The sequence below is a fragment of the Gemmiger qucibialis genome, assembly GCF_027689445.1.
Classification (GTDB): domain Bacteria; phylum Bacillota; class Clostridia; order Oscillospirales; family Ruminococcaceae; genus Gemmiger; species Gemmiger qucibialis.
Genome location: NZ_JAQFEN010000007.1, coordinates 1 through 19,021, shown reverse-complemented (window position 1 = coordinate 19,021; position 19,021 = coordinate 1). Strand labels below are relative to the sequence as shown.

Sequence of the window (19,021 nt, the reverse complement as noted above, 5' to 3'; positions counted from 1 at the left end):
GATTCAGTATCGCATACACAAAGATGGTAGAGCAGTAATGGCAGCACAGCGCACCCACACCTGATTTCAAACCCCTCTGCGTGTAAACAGCGGTTCCAGGGTCACGGTTTTGACAAAATCTTTCTGTCCATCGGCCAGCTGGTCGTTGATGATGGCAACAGCGGTGCGGGCCATTTCGCGCAGGGGCACTTCAACACTGCTGATGGCCGGGGCCAAGTAGGGCATCAAGGTATCGCCGCAGGTAACAACCTCCACATCCTGCGGTACACGCAGGTTTTGCTGGTACAGGTATTGCAGTGCACCGGCGGCGTAAATATCACCCCAGGTCAGCACAGCGGTAATACCAGGGTGAGCCTGCTTGAGCTGCTCAAGTGCCGTAAAGGCAGTGCGCGGGCTGGAGGTTTTGCCGTTGTTCACCCAATATTTTACATCCGGGGCCGCCTGCATGGCGCGCAAAAAGCCATGCAGACGGTCTTTTTCTACATCGGAGTCCAGATCACGGTTCAGGTAAACGATTTCCTTGTGCCCCTGATCCAACAGGTAGCGGGCAGCGGTGTACATGCCGCTTTCGTTGTCGATCAGCACGCGGTTTACGCCGCGGCACTCCGGTGAGCGTTCCAACAGTACCACTGGCACGTTGGCGGCGCGCAGGTACATGCACACGTCGTCCCGCAGGGCGTTGGGTCCAAAGCCGCCCACCACAAGCCCGCTGATGTTGTAATTCTGGAAGGTTTCCAGCCGTTTGAGCAGGGTATCGTTATCCACACTGTCGCAGTAGAACAGCATGGTGTTAAACCCTTTGGCCGATGCCTCGGACATGAGTGCTTCGGATAGCTGGGAGAAATACGGCAGGCCATTGGCACTGCGCAAAATCAGCCCAATGAGCGGGGTCTGGGGGCCGGGCGGCACCCGCTGGGCGCGGTAGCCCACCGTGGAAATGGCCTGCAGGATCGCTTCGCGCTTGTCCGGCGCAACATACCCACTGCCGTTCATCACGCGGGAGACCGCCGCTACCGATACTCCCGCCGCCGCGGCGACGTCTTTCATGGTTACTTTTTTCATGGCTCTACCTCATCAGCGAAAGATTCTTTATAAGCAGTATAACACAAGAAAGAATGTGAAAAAAGATGTAAACTAAAAAATGCTTATATGAAAAGTTTCACATTGAATTTGATAAAAAGCGCCATTTTACTTCATGGAATCTGCGAATTGATTGGCACGCCACACCACGGTATAATACAGACAGAACGACAAATAAACCGTGAAACGCAAAATAGAACGGAGGCTGTGCAAGATGAAACAGAGTAAAATTGGCATGATCGGCTGCGGCATGATCAGTGAGGTGTATGCAAAAAATATCACGGAACGGTTTGGTGATTTGCAGCTTGTTGCCTGCGCAGACCTGCGTATGGAGGCAGCGCAGGCCCGCGCCGAACAGTTTGGTGCCAAAGCCATGACAGTGGACGAACTGCTGGCTGACCCCGACATTGACATTGTGCTGAACCTGACCATCCCCGACCAGCACGCCGCCGTAAGCATGGCGGCGCTGAAAGCCGGCAAAAACGTGTACAGCGAAAAGCCGCTGGCCATTCACATGCAGGATGCTAAAGAGCTGGTGGAGTACGCCAAGGCCCACAACCTGCTGCTGGGCACCGCGCCGGATACCTTTATGGGTGGTGGTTTGCAGACCTGCCGTCAACTGCTGGACGCAGACACGATCGGCACGCCGATCGCCGCACAGGCGTTCATGATGAGCCGTGGGCCGGAAGCCTTCCACCCCAACCCGAAGTTCTTTTATGAAGAGGGCGCAGGCCCGGTTTTGGACTGGGGACCCTACTACATCACGGCGCTGGTCAGCCTGCTTGGCTCTGTCAAAAGTGTGGTGGGCCGCGGCAAAATCACCTATCCCGAACGCACAGCCAAAAGCCCCCGCTGCCCCTACCAGGGCCAGCAGTTCCCGGTGGAAGTTCCCACCTATGTAACCGGTATCCTGACAATGGAAAGCGGCGCGCTGGTAAACCTGACGATCAGCTTTGACATGCAGTTTGCCTATTGGGACAGCGACATGCCTTACCTGACGATTTACGGCAGCAAGGGCAGCCTGAATGTGCCCGATATGAACAAATTTGAAGGCCCCGTAACGGTGCGCAGAGGCGATGCCCCGGCTGAGGAAGTGCCGGTCAACTCCCCCTACACCGAAAACTGCCGCGGCCTTGGTCTGGCCGATATGGCCCATGCCCTGCAGACCGGCAAAGCTTACCGCCCGTCCGCTGAACTTTCGCTGCATGTGACCGAAGTAATGCTGGGGCTACTGGAATCTGTGGAAAGCGGCAAGGAATACCAGTTGACCACCACCTGCGCCCGTCCGGCTCCGCTGGATGCCGCCGCGGCTCAGGCATTGCAGCAATAACAGGGGAGGGAACCACCCATGATCGCCCCCAACTACCCGCCGGAAAAACAAAAATCTGCCATGCCAAAGCGCCCCAACGTGATCTGGGTGCTGGCGGACCAGCTGCGCGCCCAGGCGCTGAGCTGCAACGGCGAAACCAACATCTGCACCCCCAATATTGACCAGCTGGCCATGCGTGGGGTCAACTTTACGGCGGCGGTATCCGGCTACCCGCTGTGCTGCCCCTACCGCGGCAGCATGCTGACCGGGCTTTACCCCAACCACTGCACGCCGGGGCATGATAAAGGCCTGCCGCCGGAGCAAAAGACTATCGCCCATGTGCTGCATGATGCCGGTTACCACACCGCCTATTTTGGCAAATGGCACCTGGATGCCGAGGGCGCGGCTGCGGCCATCCGCCCCAACCGTGAAGTATTCCACATTGTCAAGCCGGAGCACCGCGGAGGCTTTGACTATTGGCTGGGGTACGAGAACAATAACGAACCCTGGGACTGTTACGTGCATGGTACCAACAGCGACTGCACCCGCCTGCCCGGCTTTGAAACTGACGCATTGACGGATAAATTGATCCGGTACCTGGAACAGCCGAAGGACCAGCCGTTCTTTGCGGTACTCAGCGTGTTCCCGCCGCACAACCCTTATTTGGCACCGGAACAGTTTGCCGAAGGATTGTGTGCAGAAAATATTAAACTGCGGTCCAATGTGCCAAATGTGCCCTGGGTCAAGCAGCAGGCCCAGCGGGAGCTGGCCGGGTATTACGCCATGGTGCGCAACCTGGACTGGAATGTGGGCCGCTTGGTGCAGGCGCTGGATAAACTGAACCTTGCAGATGATACCTACATCGTGTTTTTCAGCGACCACGGCGATATGCACGGCAGCCACGGGTGGTTCCGCAAAACCAACCCATACGGGGAATCCTGCCGGGTGCCGTTCATCATCTCCACCGGGCACGGCTGCATGTACAGCGTGGCACCGGGGCTTTTGTACGGTGCCAACAACGCCTGCCTGTGCGATGCCCCGCTGAACCATGTGGATGTTGCCCCCACCACCCTGGGCTTGTGCGGCGTGGCCGTGCCGGATTGGATGCAGGGGTACGATTATTCCGGCTATGTAACCGGCAAACCGCTGCCTCCGCAGGAACCGGATTCCGCTTACCTGCAATGCAACGAGGTAACCGGCCACCTGAACAGCACCGCCGAACCATGGCGCGGTATCGTGACCCGCGAAGGCTGGAAGTACGTTGCCCTGCCGGGCGAACCGTGGATGCTGTTCAACCTGAAAGATGACCCCTATGAACAGATGAACATGGCACAAATCACCAACTACCGGGAGATATTGGCCGATTTGAACGAGAGGCTGCAAGCCTGGATTGACAAAACGGGGGATGATTTTACCCTGCCCAAGATCGAAGTGCCGCACATCCGCAAAAGCCGCGGCAACGGTGTGTATTACGCACCGGATAAAAAACTGGAGTATTAACGAAGCAATTATAGCAATTTTCAATAATACAGCACAGTACTTTAGCTTTTGAGCAAAAAGAGGTATAACAGAGGCAAAGAAGGTGAGAACTATGCTGCACAATGAAGCTCGAAAATTGATTCTGGAAGCATACGACAAAGGCGTTAGCGTAAAAGAACTGGCAAAGTGCTTTTCTGTAAACACCTGTTCGATATATTGTTTGCTGAAGCGTCGGAACGAAACAGGCAGCTACGAAACTCAAACGAATCTCCGTGGAAAGAAGCCAAAATTGTCCGATGCAGATCATCAGCACATCCTTTCGCTTCTGGAAAAACAGCCGGATATCACATGTCTGGAGATCATTGAAACGTTGAAATTGCCTGTCAGCATTGATACTGTCTGGCGTTTTCTTCAGAAAGCAGGATACCGCCGCAAGAAGAAGTCTCTTCATGCCAGTGAACAGGAGCGTCCCCGATGTGGCGCAGAAGAGAAAAGACTGGAACGGCCTTATATCTGGATTCAAGGCAAGTGACCTTGTGTTTCTGGATGAAAGCGGATGCAATACGGATATGACAAGGCGGTATGCCTATTCGCTTGGAGGAAGCAGAGCTGTTGATTCCGCACCACTTTCCAAGCCCAAGAACACGACCATTCTGCCATCGATTCAGTTGGATGGGACACTACGCTATACGACTTTCTCAGCCGGAACGACTGTGGAGAGGTTTAAGCGGTATCTGGAAACTGATTTGCTGCCTCATCTGAACGGAAATTCTGTTCTCATAATGGATGATATGAAGTCGCACCATGCAAAGGCAGTGAGAAATCTGCTGGACAGCTCCGGTGTTCGATACATTTATCTTCCACCATATAGTCCTGATCTGAATCCGATTGAAAAGCTCTGGTCGAAGGTGAAGTCTTTCCTTCGCAAATTCAAGGCACGGACGCTGGATGCTCTTCCGAACGCGATACAATGTGCTTTTCAGATAGTTTCGCCTTCTGCCTGCTCAGGCTGGTTTCATTCCTGCGGCTATTCGCCTTATTTTTGAAAATTGTTATAAATTAAAGAACGATATGACACAACAAAACAGAAAGTGAGGAAAACAATGAAGTTCAAACGCGCATTTTTGATGGAGCCTCATCGCTTTGAGATCCACGAAGTAGAGGAAGAACCGGGGCCGGGCGAAGTAATGATGAAGGTTGCCAGCTGCGGCCTGTGCAACTGGGAACTGAATTTCTGGGACGGCAATCTGAACTTTATGGGCTACCCCCACAAGCTGGGACATGAGTTCGCCGGTACCGTGGTCAAGCTGGGTCCCGGCTGCACCAAATTCAAGGTAGGGGATAAAATCAGCGCCGTGGCCCGCGGCTTTGGCGGCTTTGCCGAGTACCGCGCCACCCCAGAAGCCTGCTGCGAAAAGCTGGCTGACAACATTGACCCTAAGTACGCTTTGGGCGAACCGCAGAAGTGCATCCTGACCGTGTTGCGCGCCACCGCCCCCCAGGCCGCCGATTACGGTGTGGTGCTGGGCTGCGGCCCCATGGGCATGTGGTGCATTCAGGCATTGGCCGGTAACTATCTGGCCGGGCTGATTGCCATTGACGTGGATGATGCCAAGCTGGAAATGGCCAAGGGCTTTGGCGCAACGGCCACCATCAACAGCAAAAATGAGAACGTGGTGGAGCGCATCCGGGAGATCACTGGCGGTCACATGGCAGACTTTGTGATTGAAGGTACCGGCATTCCCGCATTGCTGAACGCTGCGCAGGATTACCTGAAAGTTGGCCGCGACAGCCGCCTTGTGCTGATGAGCAGCCACCACGATGTTTGCAAGGAGTTCGACTTCCGCAAGGCCATTGACCGCGGCTTAAAGATTCTGGTTGCTCACCCGCCGATGTCCGAAAGCGAGCCGGAAGATTTCCGCCGCGCGGTGGTGTACATCAACAACGGCACCTTCCAGAACAAGCCCCTGATCACCCACGAGTTCAAATTGAGCGAGATCCAGACCGCATTCGAGACCCTGGAACATAAACCGGCAGGGTTTATGAAGGGGATTGTGGTACCGGATTGATAGTTAGGAGTTAGGAGCTGGCACAATCAATTAGGAATGAGAAATGAGGAATTAGGAATTGGAGGCGGAGCAGAGGTTTGCATTAAAAATGTAGGGTAAACGGTAATTTTATTTGTAGAGCGCGATGAGGGTCATCGCGCCGGAGAGAAACTTTTTCGTCATCTGTCTATCACACCCAATCATTCTTATAACTGCCCGTTCATCTAACCTCAAATTACTCATTGCTCATTGCTAATTTCTAATTCTAAAAATCGACTTTTATTTTGCAGAACACTATAAAGAAAGAAGGCATCTCCATGAAAAAGACCACCATCCGTTCGGCGCTTGCAGTTTTGCTGGCGGCATCCACCTTAACGGCCTGCGGCGGCAGCGCAGCTTCCAGTGCGCCTGCTTCTGCAGCGGCGTCCAGCACGGCAGTGGCCCCCGCCAAGCAGTACACCATCGGCATTGCGGAAGCTCAGGCCAACGATGAAACCACCGTGCGCCGCGCTTACCTGGAAAACTACATCGGACCCGCTTACAACGTCAAGTTCATCTTCTCCGAGGTGCTCAAGGATGATGCAGCGACGAAAACATTTATTGAAAACTGCGCTGATGCCGGTGCCGATGCTATCATCGACTTTAAATCCATGTCCGGCCAGATGTGCCAGATCTGCGCCGATAACGATATGGTGTATGCCATCAGCGGCAACTATATTGCGCACCCCGAATTTTTGGAAACCGATTACCCCAACTTTGCGGGCGCGGTCGGTTCCAACAATGCCGAGCTGGGCAGCCTGTTTGGTACCTGGCTGAAAGATAACGTGGAAGCAGATGGCACCGAGGGCTACCTGATTGCCACCGGCATTGCTTCCAGCGGCAACCAGCAGCACATTGAGATCGGTCAGGGCATCCTGAATGGCATTGCCGACAAATACGGCCTGACCTTTGAGCAGGACATTGCCGACCTTGTCACCGTGGCCGAAACCACCAACGCCGCCAACGATAAGGGCATTCTGGTCACCTTGTATCCCGGCTCCCCCAACAAGGAAACCTGGCTGCCCGGCGTTTCTGCCCTGATCCAGACCGGCCAGTACAATACTTTCCTGAGCGCAGGCCAGACCTATAACCAGAGCGCTACCGTGGTTGACGAAGTGGAAAAGAGCTTTGGCATTGACATCAAGGTTGCCAGTGTTGGCGCCCTGGGCCAGACTTTGACGACCGCGTTCAACACCAAGGACCCGTTCGGCAACCCCAGTATTGACCTGGCCACTGTCAAGTCTACCTCCGTTTTGACCAGCGCCCTATTTGCCATTACTTACAACGCTCTGAACGGTGATGTGCAGACCGCATGCCGCGGCACGGACGGCAAGCCGCTTTACTTTGAATTTGCCAATATGTCCGTTACCAGCGCCGAACAGCTGGCCCAGATGAATGGCTGGGACGATGCTTCCACCGGCAACTGGTGCGCTACCACAGATGTAGTAGACGGCATGCTGACCATCGTGAACCCCGATCTGACCGCAGAAGAGATCAACACCTATCTTGGCACACTGGACTTTGAGACCCTGAAATCCATGATGGGTTGATGAGCCGCAGCCAACCCCATTTTTGCTGAAAACGTAAAGTCGGATTTTCGATAATCACAACCGACTTTCTGGCGGCGGGAAAGCTTTCCCGCCGCTATACTTTATAATAGGTAATAAGAGTAGAAAGGGATATTGCCATGAGGATTTTGTATGTAGATATCGACACCCTGCGCCCAGACCACCTGGGCTGCTATGGTTATCCGCGTGCCACCAGCACCAATATTGATAAAGTGGCCGAAGATTCTGTGCGCTTTACCGATGTATATTGTTCCGATGCTCCCTGCCTGCCTAGCCGCGCCGCTTTGATGACCGGCCGGTTTGGTATCCACACCGGCTGCGTAGGCCACGGCGGAGTGAACGCTGAAATGCGTTGGGAGGGCCGCAACCGCGGCATGGCCGATTTCAATGGCCGCTACAACCTGCCCGCCGTACTGCGCCGCGCGGGCATGAAAACCGCCAGCATCAGCAGCTTCCCGGACCGCCACGCAGCGTGGTGGTTCAACGGCGGCTTTGACGAAACCTACAACATCGGCAAGCGCGGCCTGGAACCTGCCCACGAGGTGATCCCTGTAGCGCTGGACTGGCTGGACCGCAAGCGCGATACCAAAGACTGGTTCCTGCATGTGCATGTGTGGGACCCGCACATCCCGTACCGTACCCCGACCGAGTATGGCGAGCCGTTCAAGGATGCCCCGCTGCCTGACCCCTGGATGACCCAGGAGATTCTGGATAAGCACCGCGCCACCAAGCCGGGCGGACATTCTGCCTGCGAAGTGACCGGATATGACAACAAGCCCAACCCCGCTACCCCGCGCCAGCCGGTGGAGATCAAGAACACCGATGATTTCCGCCATATGATCGATGAATACGATACCGGCATCTGGTACGCGGACAAGCAGCTGGGCCTGCTGTTTGACAAGCTGCGCGAGCAGGGAATTTATGACGATATGGCCATCATTATCAGCTCTGACCACGGCGAGGATCTGGGCGAGATGGGCAGCTATTGCGAACACGGCGAGGCCGACTACATCACCACCCACATTCCCCTTATCATCAAGTGGCCCGGCTGCGCCAAGAACATCGTGTCCCATGGCTTCCATTACAATCTGGACCTGCTGCCAACCCTGGTAGACCTGCTGGGCGGCGTTCCGCCCTTCACCTGCAACCCGGTGGTTGGCAATCCCAACCCGGTGGTGTATGATGGTGAAAGCTACGCTGACTGTGTGCGCACCGGCCAGGACGGCGGCCGCGATCATCTGGTCGTCAGCCAGTGCGCTCATGTCTGCCAGCGCAGTGTGCGCTTTGGCGATTATATGTACATCCGCACCTATCACGATGGCTACCACCTGACCCCGGGCGAGGAGCTGTTCAACGTGAAGGAGGACCCGCATGAAATCCACGACCTGGCCGAAGAAAAGCCGGAGTTGTGTTGGCGTGCTGCATGGTATCTGGAACATTGGGTTGCAGACAACATGCTGAGCAACATTTATAACTACCATGAAGACCCGCTGTGGAACGTCATCGCCGAGGGCGGCCCCTTCCACTGCCGCGGCTACCTGAAAGATTACTGCAAGCGCCTGGAAGATACCGGCCGCGGCGATTGTGCCGAAGAGCTGCGCCGCCGCCACAAGGGCGAACTGGACGAGTAAATCCCACCCCGCGGGCCTGGCCCCGAAACAAGGAGGTTTGTATGGCAAAGCAACCACACATCATTATTTTTAACCCGGATGAAATGCGCGGCGATGCGCTGGCCCATCTGGGCAACCCGGCATCTATCACCCCAAATCTGGACGCTTTTGCTGCCAACGAGGCGGTATCCTTTGGGCAGGCATATTGCCAGAATCCCGTCTGCGTGCCCAGCCGGTGCAGCTTTTTTACCGGCCTGTATCCCCATGTGCGCGGCCACCGTACCATGAGCCACCTGCTGCGCCCCGGTGAGACCAGCATGCTGAAAGAGCTGAAAGAGGCCGGTTATTACGTTTGGATGAACGACCGCAACGACCTGACCGCAGGCCAGATCCCCGGCTGGACGGAAAGCCATGCGACCGAAATTTATTACAGCGGCCAGAAAAAGCAGGGCCCCGGTAATGTGAACCCCGACCAGCGCGGGGAGCCCGGCAACAAATATTATTACTCCCATTATGAGGGCCAGCTGAAATGCAACGCCGAGGGCAAGAACTATAACGGCGATGACGAAGTAGTGGATGCCGCTATCGAGCGCATCCATAACCGCCCGGCCGACCAGCCGCTCTGTATGTTTCTGGGCCTAGTTTATCCCCACACGCCGTACCGGGTGGAGGAACCGTATTTTTCCACCATTGACCGTGCCAAGCTGCCCAAGCGGGTCCATGCAGATGACTGCACCGGCAAGCCCCTGATGGAGGCGGAGATCCGCAAGTATGCCGGAATGCAGGACTTTACTGACGCCGACTGGGACGAATTGCGCGCCGTATATCTTGGCATGTGCATGAAGATCGATGTCCAGTTCGGCAAGTTGGTTGAAGCTTTGAAAGAAGAGGGCATTTACGATGACTGTGCAATCTTCTTCCTGAGCGACCACGGCGATTTTACCGGCGATTTTGACCTGCCGGAAAAGGCGCAGAACTGCTTTGAGGATTGCCTGACCCGCGTGCCACTGCTGATCAAGCCGCCGAAGAATATTCCGCTGGACCCCGGCATCAGCAACAGCATGGTGGAGTTGGTGGATTTTTACGCCACGGCGATGGATCTGGCGGGCGTGCAGCCCACCCACACCCACTTTGGCCACAGCCTGCGCCCCGTGTTGGCGGACCGCAGCGCCAAAGTGCGGGATTACGTTTTCTGCGAAGGCGGCCGCCAGCCGGGCGAAACCCACTGCGATGAATACCACCGCAACAGCAAGAACGGCAAAGGCGCCCCGACCACAACGGTCTACTGGCCCAAGATGAAAGCTCAAAGCGAGGACGATGCCCACGCCAAGGGCATTATGATGCGCGATGAGCGGTACAAGTACATCAGCCGTACGGTAGGCAAAGATGAGTTATATGATCTGCAGGCCGACCCGCAGGAGATGACAAACCGCATTGATGACGAGAGCCTAGCCCCTGTGGTGGTGGATATGCAGCGCAAGATGCTGAAATGGCTGGAAGCCACCGATGATATCGTGCCCTTTGAGCTGGACGAGCGCTTTACCCCTGAAATGCTGTGGGCGCGGGTGCGCGGCCTTGTGCCCCCGGAAAAGGAAGCCGAAGTGCGCAAGATGATTGCCGATGGCACTCCGTTCCCGGTTTTGATGGGCTACTGCCATTCGTTAAAGTAAATACATTCTCTCCAAGCGCTGCCGTACCGCTGTTTCCAGGCGGGTTTTGCGGGAGCGCTTGTTGTGCAGTTAAGAATTTTTGAAAGTAGGAATGAGAAATTAGCAATTAGGAATTTGAGGTCAGTTGAAGTTTGTGCTGTAGGGCGGGATACCCTCATCCCGCCGTGAAGGAACGTATTATATACCATTAAGTCTGTGGCAGGGAACCTAAAAATCATCTGTAGGGAACGGTCTTGCCCCCCTACAGCTATTTCTATGGTTCATCGTTTTTTCAAATACCAACCAGCCTAATATTTCCTGAGCGGCGCTTTTGTGCCGCGATCCACCAACATCATTCTTTTTTAATTATTCATTCCATTCCTAATTCCTCATTTCTAATTGCTAATGATCCAGCGTTTCTCGTTTTACTCCTAACTGTTATCGTTCCCATTATAAACACATCTTTCATACATTTGTGTTATAATGCACCCATTATACAATCTATACCCCAACCAACAATTACCCTTGCGGAGGAATTGCTGTGGAATTGGATAAAAAACGTTTTTCGATCCGCCGGCATATCACGCTGGTGCTGACCCTGCTCACGGTGCTGATCGTGCTGCTCATCGGCGTGTGCGTGGCGGTGGTGCGGGAACAAAGCCGCATCCGGCTGACCAGCGCGGCGGATTCTTATTTAAGCCTGCTGACCCGCACGCTGGAAAACCAGCTTGTCATCCAGGAATCCTATATCACCAGCCAGGTGCTGAACAGTGAGGAGCTGCACCGCCTTGGCTTTGGCGAGGGCCACACCCAGGCATACCTGGACAGCTATAAGCTGCACACTGGGTTTTCGTCCGCTATGGCTGCGGGCAATGATGTCACCGCCCTTTACCTGTACAGTGAGCCGAACTCCATTTTGATGAGCGAGTACGCCACCGCCCAGGTTGGCCGTCCCACCGAGACCCAGATCCAGAAAACCAACCTGGAAGAGACCCTGCGCAGCATGGTGGACGCCAAAACGTTGAATGATGAGCGCTGGACACCGTACGTGGTGTCCGGCCAGCAATACTGGGTGCGGGCTGTGCACTATTATGGTGCATGGCTGATTTCGGTGGTCAACCTGGACCGGCAGTGCAACCAAGCAACGGACGGTATGCTGGCGTTTGCCCAGCCGGACGGCGTGCTGCTGGCCGGTACCCGGCCCGAAGAGGGCGAGCTGTCGCATTACATCAGCCTGACAGCTGAAACGGAAGGCTTGGTACTGGAATATTATGTGCCCAGCACTGATATGGACCTGGATAATGCCATGAACCTTGCCCTTGCTGTGGGCATTACGGCAGTGCTGGCGGCGATTTGCTTTGTCATCTGGTACCTGCGCAGCAATGTGGTGCACCCGCTGGATGCTTTGGTCGACGCCATGCGCCGCATTTCGGCGGGCGACCTTTCGGTGCGTGCTGACTGGAACCCGGTCAACTTGGAGTTGCAGCAGGTGAAAGAAGCGTTCAACGTGATGCTGAACGAGATTGAAACCCTGAAAATTGAGCAGTACGAGCAGAAGCTGGATGCCGAGCGCCAGGAAATGGCCGTCCTGAAAATGCAGATCCGCCCGCACTTTTTCCTGAACAACTTAAAGCTGATCTATGCGTTGGCAGAAACCGGCCAGACCCAGCAGATCCAGCGGATGATTTTACTGCTGTCCAAACATCTGCGCTATGTGATGGATTACAAGCGGGAAACGACCTCGCTGCGGGACGAAACAAACTTCTGCCAGAACTATATGGAGATGACAGGCATTGGGCAAAAATTCCCGCCAATCTGCCGTGTTACCGTCAGCCTGGATCTGCAGGAAATGCAGCTGCCCGCCATGACGCTGCTGACCTTGGCAGAAAACAGTGTGAAGCACGCCACCCGCCCGGACCGCCCGCTGACGGTGCAGATTACCGCAAAAAGCCTGCCGATGGAAGGGGAAAAGCTGGTGAACATTACCGTGCGGGATAACGGCGATGGATTTCCCGAAGAAGTGATGAAAGAACTGAACTCCGGCAAACAGATGGCCACCGGCCACTATGGCCTGACCAACGTGCAGCGGCGCTGTGCCCTGTTGTTTGGCCCGGATTTTGCCATGACCTTTACCAACGCTGCAGCGGGCGGCGCGGTTGTGGAAATGTATATCCCGCTGCCGGATGCCGCCGAGGAAGCAAAAGAGGAGGAAAAGCATGAAACTGTTGATCGTGGATGATCAGCCCGGCGTAACCGAAGGGCTTTGCCACGGCGTAAACTGGGCCCAACTGGGGTTCAGCCAGGTACAGGCTGTCAACAGCGTAAGGGAAGCCCGCGCCGCCATGCTGAACACGGTGACCGATGTGATGCTGTGCGATATCGAAATGCCGGAAGAAACCGGCCTGGAGCTGTTCAAGTGGGTCAAGAAGCAGGGCTTTGCCACCCGGTGCATTTTTTTAACGGCCCACGCCAAGTTCAGCTATGCGCAGGAAGCCATGCACCTGGGCGCGTTCGATTATATCATCCAGCCCGCGCCCTATTCCGAGATCAGCCAGGTGACAGCCCGCGCAGTGAAAGATGTGCAGGCCAGCCGTGACCAGAACGAGCTGACCCAGATGGGCCGCGCGTTCAACGAGCAGGCACAGGCCATTACGGCCCAGGCGATCCGCGCGTTTTTGAGCCGCCAGCACAATGAACGGGACGTCAAAACCTTACAGGGGCTGGGGATTTTCCCCCGCAGTGACCGGGACGGCTACCTGGTGTTGATCCACATCCTGCGGTGGGAGCCGACCGCAGACCACTGGGAAAAGCAGCTGCTTGCCGTGGCGCTGAACAACATTGCCGCTGAAACTTTTGCGGTACACTCCGAACTTTCGCCCATTGCCTCGGTGGATGAACACTCTTACGCTATGCTGCTGCAAAATACTGCGGGCGAGGAGATGGATCTTGAGGGGATCATGCGCCAGCTGATGTATATCAGCAACGTAGCCCAGCAGTATCTGCGGTGCAGCATGGCGTTTTATCTGGATGATAAACTGCCTGTGCCCAAGATGCCTGATTTGTGGGAAAAGCTGCTGCACATGCAGGACGAAAATGTAACACTGCGCAGCGGGGTGTTCCGCCTGAAAGAAGCCCCGCGCCAGCCGCATATCTTCCGCGTGCCGCAGATCCGCACCTGGAACACCCTGCTTAAAGATGGCTACCCCGAAGCCGTAGAGCAGGAGGCCATGACCCTGCTGGATGAAATGTCTGCCCGCGGCGAGATGAACGCTGATTCACTGCGCAGCTTTTATCAGGACTTCATGCAGATGATTTACTTTACCGTGGGCGGCAGCGAGGAAAAGATTCACGAGCTGTTCTACCAGCCCGAAGCATTGGAGTTATACCGCAATGGCATGAAATCAGTGGACGAGATGAAAGCCCTGATCCGGTATGTGACATCCTCCTGGACAGAGCACAAGAGTGTGGATGAATCCAAAGAGCTACTGGACAAGCTGAAGCAATATATTGATGAGCACCTGGAAAGTGAGTTGCGCCGCGATGAGCTGGCCGAATATGTTCATCTGAACCCTGACTATCTGACCCGCCTGATGAAAAAGCAGACGGGCTACAGCCTGAAAGAATATGTGACCCGCCGCAAAATGGAAACCGCCCGCACCCTGCTGCGTACCACAACGCTGCCGGTCGGCTTTATTGCAGCCAAGCTGGGGTACAATAATTTTTCGCATTTTTCCTATACCTATAAAAAGATCATGGACGTTACCCCGCAGGAGGAACGCCACACGGAGGAAAAATGAAGCTGAAACTGTATCATGCGGCGGCAGCTGCCGCAATAGCACTTAGCGTTATGCTGCTGACCGCCTGTGGCAGTCCCAAGCAGGCGGACCCGCTGCCCATTATCAAGCTGCGCACGGTAGGGTCCTCTTCCGAAGCCGCGTGCCAGCGCATTGGCGAAGCATTGAGCGAACTGACCGCGGAAAAGTTTGGATTTACGGTAGAGATCTCCCAACAGTCCACCACCAACTATAATGCAGAACTGGAACGCGAACTGCTGCTTGGCAAAGAACCCGACGTTTTTTGCTATACGGACGCCGAAAATATGTTCAGCCTAGCCGCGGATGGCACTACCGAACCGCTGGATGATTGGCTGGAAGAGTTCCCAACGCTGAAAGAAGCTGTGAGCCAGGACCGCTGGAACTGCATGCGGTACGATGGCAAGCTGATTGCCGTGCCGGGCAATAATCCATCTGCGGTGGCCATCGGCTTTGAGGCACGCACCGATGTTCTGGACGAGTTGGGCATCGATGCGGCAAGCATCCAAACTATGGAAGATATGCACGCCCTGCTGCTGGCTGCCAAACAGCAAAACCCCAGCAGCGTACCGCTGGTACCACACTTTGGCCAGACCCTGATGATGCTGGACTGTGACCCTCTGAACAACGGCCTTGGCGTGCTGCTGCACAACACCGGCACCGAGGTGGTAAACCTGTACGATACCCCGGAGTATGAGGAACTGTGCAATCAGATGCACCAGTGGTATACCGAGGGTCTGATTTTGAGAGATGCCCCCCTGACCAATGCGCCCAACACCCGCCTGATGCAGATGTATGGCGGGGTTGCATTCTCCCACCGCGTTGCGGAGCAGAACGTTGTCAGCGTAACACGCAGCACCAAACAGCGTCTGACCAGCATTACGCTGGGTAGCAAGCTGCAGAACACCAGCGTTTTGAACATTGGGTGGTGCATTTCCTCCCGCAGTGAACACAAGCGCGAAGGGATGCAGCTGCTGCAATACCTGTACACCGACCGCGAGGCCGCAGACCTTTTGCTGTACGGCGTGGAGGGTGTGGACTACCGCCGCCTGGATGCTGACCATGTGACCAATATTGACGAGCTGCCCGCCAACGAGTGGAGCACCGTCCATTGGGGTCAGCCCAACTGCCAGGCCGCCAGCACCTGGGTGAATGCAGACGGAACCGAGGTGGGATACACCGGCCCGACGGACGTGATAACCTCCGAAGCATATGGCTTTACCTATACTCCAAAAATCGAGCTGCGCCCCACGGTGAACAGCTGCCTGGAAATTGTGCGCAAGTATAACAATGCGCTGCTCAGCGGCTACCTGGACCCCGAAGAAGCGCTGCCCCTCTTCCGTTCCGAACTCCACGCTGCCGGTATTGATAAGGTGATTGCGGATAAGCAATACCAGCTGGAGCGATGGAAAGCGAAAAATAGTTAGAAAGCTGTTAGGGTGTATCTGCAATTAGAAATGAGCAATTAGGAATTTGAGGTGGAGCAGGGGATGCTGCGGATTTGCAGTGTCCCCGCTGCCCCATCGCGCCGGGGAGAAACGTAAATGCTTTGCCGCAAACCTACAAACGATTTGTAGGGGACGATGCTTGTCATCGTCCTGCGGGCTTTGTGGCATTGCAAATCATAGCATTTGTAACGCAATCGCTTGTAGGGCATGCTTATCCGACCACGATGAACGCTTATTCTGGCGTATATTTTTAACGCATAACCCACCTAATATTTCTGAGCAGCGCACCGCAGTCCGTCACCATTATTCTTTATTCATTGTTATTTATTTTTTAAGCCAATCAGCAAAAAGCAGGGCCCGGTGCGGAAATGGCACCGGGTCCTGCCTTATTTCATTTACTCATTGCTAATTACTAATCGTTTTACGTCGTTTTGCCTTGCCGCACCAACAGGCTTATCCTTCCAACCCAAATCCATACTCATAATAATTTCCCGCAGCATCGCGGTAAGCATAGGCTTTGCCGTTCTCGTCTTTGAGGGAATCGGGCATATAGCGATCTTTGTCGTAACCGGGCACATCGTTGGGGCTGATGCAAACGCCGTCGGCGTTCACGGCCAGCACGGCATCCCCGCGGGGCAGGGTGAGGGGCAGCTTGCCGGTGGGGGCAAAACAGCCAAAAATAACATCCAGCGTAGCAGAACGGTAGGTGTCAAACCCGGCCAGCAGTACATCGCACAACGGCTCTACATTGCCCAGCTGCCAGGCCAGCGTTATGTTCACATTGGTGATGACCTTGCCGCCGTTTGCGTGTACCGATGCGGCAATCTCAGCCAGCCGTTTTCCCCCATGCAGCGTGGTTTCTGTGTGGGTGTCGGCCATCGGCTTGCCGTTCGCATCTACATTGCAGACCGTCTTGTCCTCACAGATATCCAGCTCCAGATAGCCGGGGGTGGCGTTAAAATATTCGCCGGAGGAGGGAGAGACAAACAGCAGGGCAAAATCCGCCTGGGCGGGGTCATCCACCAGGGTGCAGGTATCGGCCAGCTCTTTGCGCAGCGCGGCAGTGGAATCCGCGGCGTGCTTGGCGTTTTTCAAAAATGCTTCGGCATAGATTTTTTTGTTCGCGCGCTTGTCGGCGGTCAGGGGCAGGGTACCGTCATTTTTCAACAGCACCACGCTGCGGTGATGGGCATCCGCGGCGGCTTCCCAATCGCTGGGGGTGGCCACAATGCGTGCGGCTTCGTCCGGGTCGCGGTAGGGGTTCTCAAACATTCCCAGGGCAAACAGTTCCGTCAGGGTGTGGGCCACGGCACGGTCAAGTGCTTCATCCGTCAGGGTTAGTTCCTCTTTGGCAAAGCCTTCCGGAAGGGGGTGGGTTTCATAATAACCATTTTTGCCGCGGTTGTAGGCTTCCATGCCGGCTTCGTTATCAAACAGGCCGCTGATGATATCCACGCCTGCATTGGCCACGGCAAAGCCGATGCGCTCCGGCACATCCAGCATTTCAACGCCCCAGGCCATGTTGTGGGCAATGCCGGTATCGGAGTTGATGTAGCCGTCAAAACCCATCTGACCGCGCAGCATGGTATCGATAAAATACTTGTTGTAGGCGAAGCCATAAGGTTTCATTTCCACGGTATTGCCTGCTAGATCATGCTGCACCGCACTTTTTGCTGCTGCGGGCTTAGAATAATACGGCATAATGGAAGAAGTTCCCGCCTTGACGGCCGCGGCAAACGGCGGCAGGTGGTAGGTTTCCAGGCTGCCGGGGGTGGCGTACACGTTCCACTGGCCCGCAGCGTAATGGGGGTCAAAGCCATTTTCGCGCGCGCCGCCGCCCGGGAAGTGTTTGGTCGTTACCGCAACGCCATCCTCGGTCACACCATGGTCGCTGCCCTGAATACGGGGGATAATATGGGCCATAATCTCGCTGATCAGGGCCGGATCCTCGCCAAAAGTACCGTAGGTACGCTGCCAGCGCGGGTCGGTCACAGCGTCCGCCATGTACATATAGCCTTTGCGCAGGCCGCAGGCGTTCCATTCGCGGCGGATGGTATCGGCAAACTTGTCCACAAGATCAATTTTGCTGCCCTTAACGGCGGCGGCAATGCCCAAGGTACCGGGCCAGGTTGCCAGCACGCCGCCCGCATCGTTCATTCCGAACACCAGCTCGCCATTCTCGTTGCGGGAGTTGGACGCCGCTGCCACAGGGATAAAGTGCTCGCACTCCTCGCACACTGCATCCGCCTGGTTCATCCAATCAGCCAAATCGGCGGGGGTGGCGTTGGCACGCAGGATAACATGGCGGTTGAACCAGTCTTTGAGCAGGAGAGAGGTGCCGGGCAAGTACTGCTCGCCGAAAATTGTCTTGCCGCGGAATTCGCCCTCATCCAGAATGCCTGTCTCGTCAGTCTTTTTCTCAATATCTTTATATAGGTCCGCCATGGGGCCGGTGATGGGGTACTTGGCCATCCGCCAGTCCGAAATGAACAGCTGGGCGATCTTTTCCTTCACGCTCAACGTTTTAACATAAGCCGCTGCGCGCTCGGCCGGGCTGTTGCGCCAGTCGTTGACGGGGGACAGCGTTCCGGTGCCGTCAATATCCTTGAAGGTCAGGCCGTCCTGTTCCAACACCCTGCGGTTAACGGTGGACACTACCGGCCCATTGGGGTTGCGGTAAATCTTGATGTTGTCAGAGGCTTTTGGCATGGAGAGCTCCTTTCGGTATTGCCCTAATTTCCCATTTCGAATTGCTAATTTCCAATAGAATCCAAGATCGCGGGCACACCACAAAAGGATGTGCCCGCGTAGGAGAGGAGGTGTTGAACTGTTAAAGGCAGGAAATGTTATTTATCGCCCTTGGGCAACACCGCACAATTCCCGCCTGACGGCTTAAGCACCGCTCCGGCGGCTGAGGCACGATATCTGCTAAGCCAAAATGCTCGATAATACACAAAGTATTATCTGCGCTTTTGGCTT

The 19,021-nt window shown here is 55.3% G+C and carries 13 protein-coding genes; 11 read left to right on the top strand and 2 right to left on the bottom strand.

The features are described 5' to 3' along the window. Positions 1–66 precede the first annotated feature (66 nt). Positions 67–1,062: a LacI family DNA-binding transcriptional regulator gene (locus PG062_RS10875; RefSeq protein WP_270752298.1), complete on the bottom strand. Its 996-nt coding sequence runs from the start codon at positions 1,060–1,062 to the stop codon at positions 67–69. A 232-nt stretch (positions 1,063–1,294) separates the two neighbouring features. Between PG062_RS10875 and PG062_RS10870 the strand changes: the two genes are divergently transcribed. The 11 genes from PG062_RS10870 (at position 1,295) to PG062_RS10820 (ending at position 16,021) form a co-directional block, all read left to right on the top strand. Next, the gene (locus PG062_RS10870) at positions 1,295–2,410 is read left to right on the top strand and encodes a Gfo/Idh/MocA family protein (protein WP_270752297.1); all 1,116 of its coding nucleotides are present in this window, start codon (positions 1,295–1,297) and stop codon (positions 2,408–2,410) included. Between the two features lie 18 nt (positions 2,411–2,428). Further along, positions 2,429–3,889, top strand: a complete 1,461-nt coding sequence (locus tag PG062_RS10865) for a sulfatase family protein (protein WP_270752296.1) — start codon at positions 2,429–2,431, stop codon at positions 3,887–3,889. A gap of 91 nt (positions 3,890–3,980) precedes the next feature. Further along, positions 3,981–4,400: a helix-turn-helix domain-containing protein gene (locus tag PG062_RS10860; protein ID WP_270752295.1), complete on the top strand. Its 420-nt coding sequence runs from the start codon at positions 3,981–3,983 to the stop codon at positions 4,398–4,400. Further along, positions 4,345–4,914 carry a transposase gene (locus PG062_RS10855; RefSeq protein WP_270752294.1) on the top strand — a complete coding sequence of 190 codons (570 nt, stop codon included), beginning with the start codon at positions 4,345–4,347 and terminating at the stop codon, positions 4,912–4,914. Before PG062_RS10860 ends, PG062_RS10855 begins: the two co-directional genes overlap by 56 nt. 57 nt (positions 4,915–4,971) lie before the next feature. Continuing rightward, positions 4,972–5,937: a zinc-dependent alcohol dehydrogenase gene (locus tag PG062_RS10850; RefSeq protein ID WP_270752293.1), complete on the top strand. Its 966-nt coding sequence runs from the start codon at positions 4,972–4,974 to the stop codon at positions 5,935–5,937. Between the two features lie 296 nt (positions 5,938–6,233). Beyond that, a complete protein-coding gene (locus PG062_RS10845) occupies positions 6,234–7,505 on the top strand; it encodes an S-layer protein (protein ID WP_270752292.1) in 1,272 nt (423 codons plus the stop codon). Positions 7,506–7,642: 137 nt separating this feature from the next. Beyond that, positions 7,643–9,154 carry a sulfatase family protein gene (locus PG062_RS10840; RefSeq protein ID WP_270752291.1) on the top strand — a complete coding sequence of 504 codons (1,512 nt, stop codon included), beginning with the start codon at positions 7,643–7,645 and terminating at the stop codon, positions 9,152–9,154. Between the two features lie 41 nt (positions 9,155–9,195). Then, positions 9,196–10,803, top strand: coding sequence for a sulfatase family protein (locus tag PG062_RS10835; protein WP_270752290.1), 1,608 nt, complete (start codon positions 9,196–9,198; stop codon positions 10,801–10,803). 520 nt (positions 10,804–11,323) lie between these two features. Beyond that, positions 11,324–13,021 (top strand): histidine kinase, encoded by a 1,698-nt coding sequence (locus tag PG062_RS10830; RefSeq protein ID WP_270752289.1) that lies wholly within the window; start codon positions 11,324–11,326, stop codon positions 13,019–13,021. Beyond that, entirely contained in the window at positions 12,999–14,579 is a 1,581-nt protein-coding gene (locus PG062_RS10825) for a response regulator transcription factor (RefSeq protein ID WP_270752288.1), read from the top strand. The genes PG062_RS10830 and PG062_RS10825 overlap by 23 nt, the downstream gene beginning before the upstream one ends. Further along, complete coding sequence (locus PG062_RS10820; protein ID WP_270752287.1) at positions 14,576–16,021, top strand: ABC transporter substrate-binding protein; 1,446 nt, start codon at positions 14,576–14,578, stop codon at positions 16,019–16,021. The genes PG062_RS10825 and PG062_RS10820 overlap by 4 nt, the downstream gene beginning before the upstream one ends. Before the next feature lie 474 nt (positions 16,022–16,495). On the opposite strand, the gene PG062_RS10815 is transcribed toward PG062_RS10820, so the two are convergent. Continuing rightward, positions 16,496–18,751, bottom strand: coding sequence for a glycoside hydrolase family 3 protein (locus PG062_RS10815; RefSeq protein ID WP_270752286.1), 2,256 nt, complete (start codon positions 18,749–18,751; stop codon positions 16,496–16,498). Positions 18,752–19,021: the final 270 nt, after the last annotated feature.

Excerpts from the sequence above, each read along its gene's own strand:
- PG062_RS10875 (WP_270752298.1), bottom strand. The coding sequence starts at position 1,062 with ATGAAAAAAGTAACCATGAAAGACGTCGCCGCGGCGGCGGGAGTATCG.
- PG062_RS10870 (WP_270752297.1), top strand. The coding sequence starts at position 1,295 with ATGAAACAGAGTAAAATTGGCATGATCGGCTGCGGCATGATCAGTGAG.
- PG062_RS10865 (WP_270752296.1), top strand. The coding sequence starts at position 2,429 with ATGATCGCCCCCAACTACCCGCCGGAAAAACAAAAATCTGCCATGCCA.
- PG062_RS10860 (WP_270752295.1), top strand. The coding sequence starts at position 3,981 with ATGCTGCACAATGAAGCTCGAAAATTGATTCTGGAAGCATACGACAAA.
- PG062_RS10850 (WP_270752293.1), top strand. The coding sequence starts at position 4,972 with ATGAAGTTCAAACGCGCATTTTTGATGGAGCCTCATCGCTTTGAGATC.
- PG062_RS10845 (WP_270752292.1), top strand. The coding sequence starts at position 6,234 with ATGAAAAAGACCACCATCCGTTCGGCGCTTGCAGTTTTGCTGGCGGCA.
- PG062_RS10840 (WP_270752291.1), top strand. The coding sequence starts at position 7,643 with ATGAGGATTTTGTATGTAGATATCGACACCCTGCGCCCAGACCACCTG.
- PG062_RS10835 (WP_270752290.1), top strand. The coding sequence starts at position 9,196 with ATGGCAAAGCAACCACACATCATTATTTTTAACCCGGATGAAATGCGC.
- PG062_RS10825 (WP_270752288.1), top strand. The coding sequence starts at position 12,999 with ATGAAACTGTTGATCGTGGATGATCAGCCCGGCGTAACCGAAGGGCTT.
- PG062_RS10820 (WP_270752287.1), top strand. The coding sequence starts at position 14,576 with ATGAAGCTGAAACTGTATCATGCGGCGGCAGCTGCCGCAATAGCACTT.
- PG062_RS10815 (WP_270752286.1), bottom strand. The coding sequence starts at position 18,751 with ATGCCAAAAGCCTCTGACAACATCAAGATTTACCGCAACCCCAATGGG.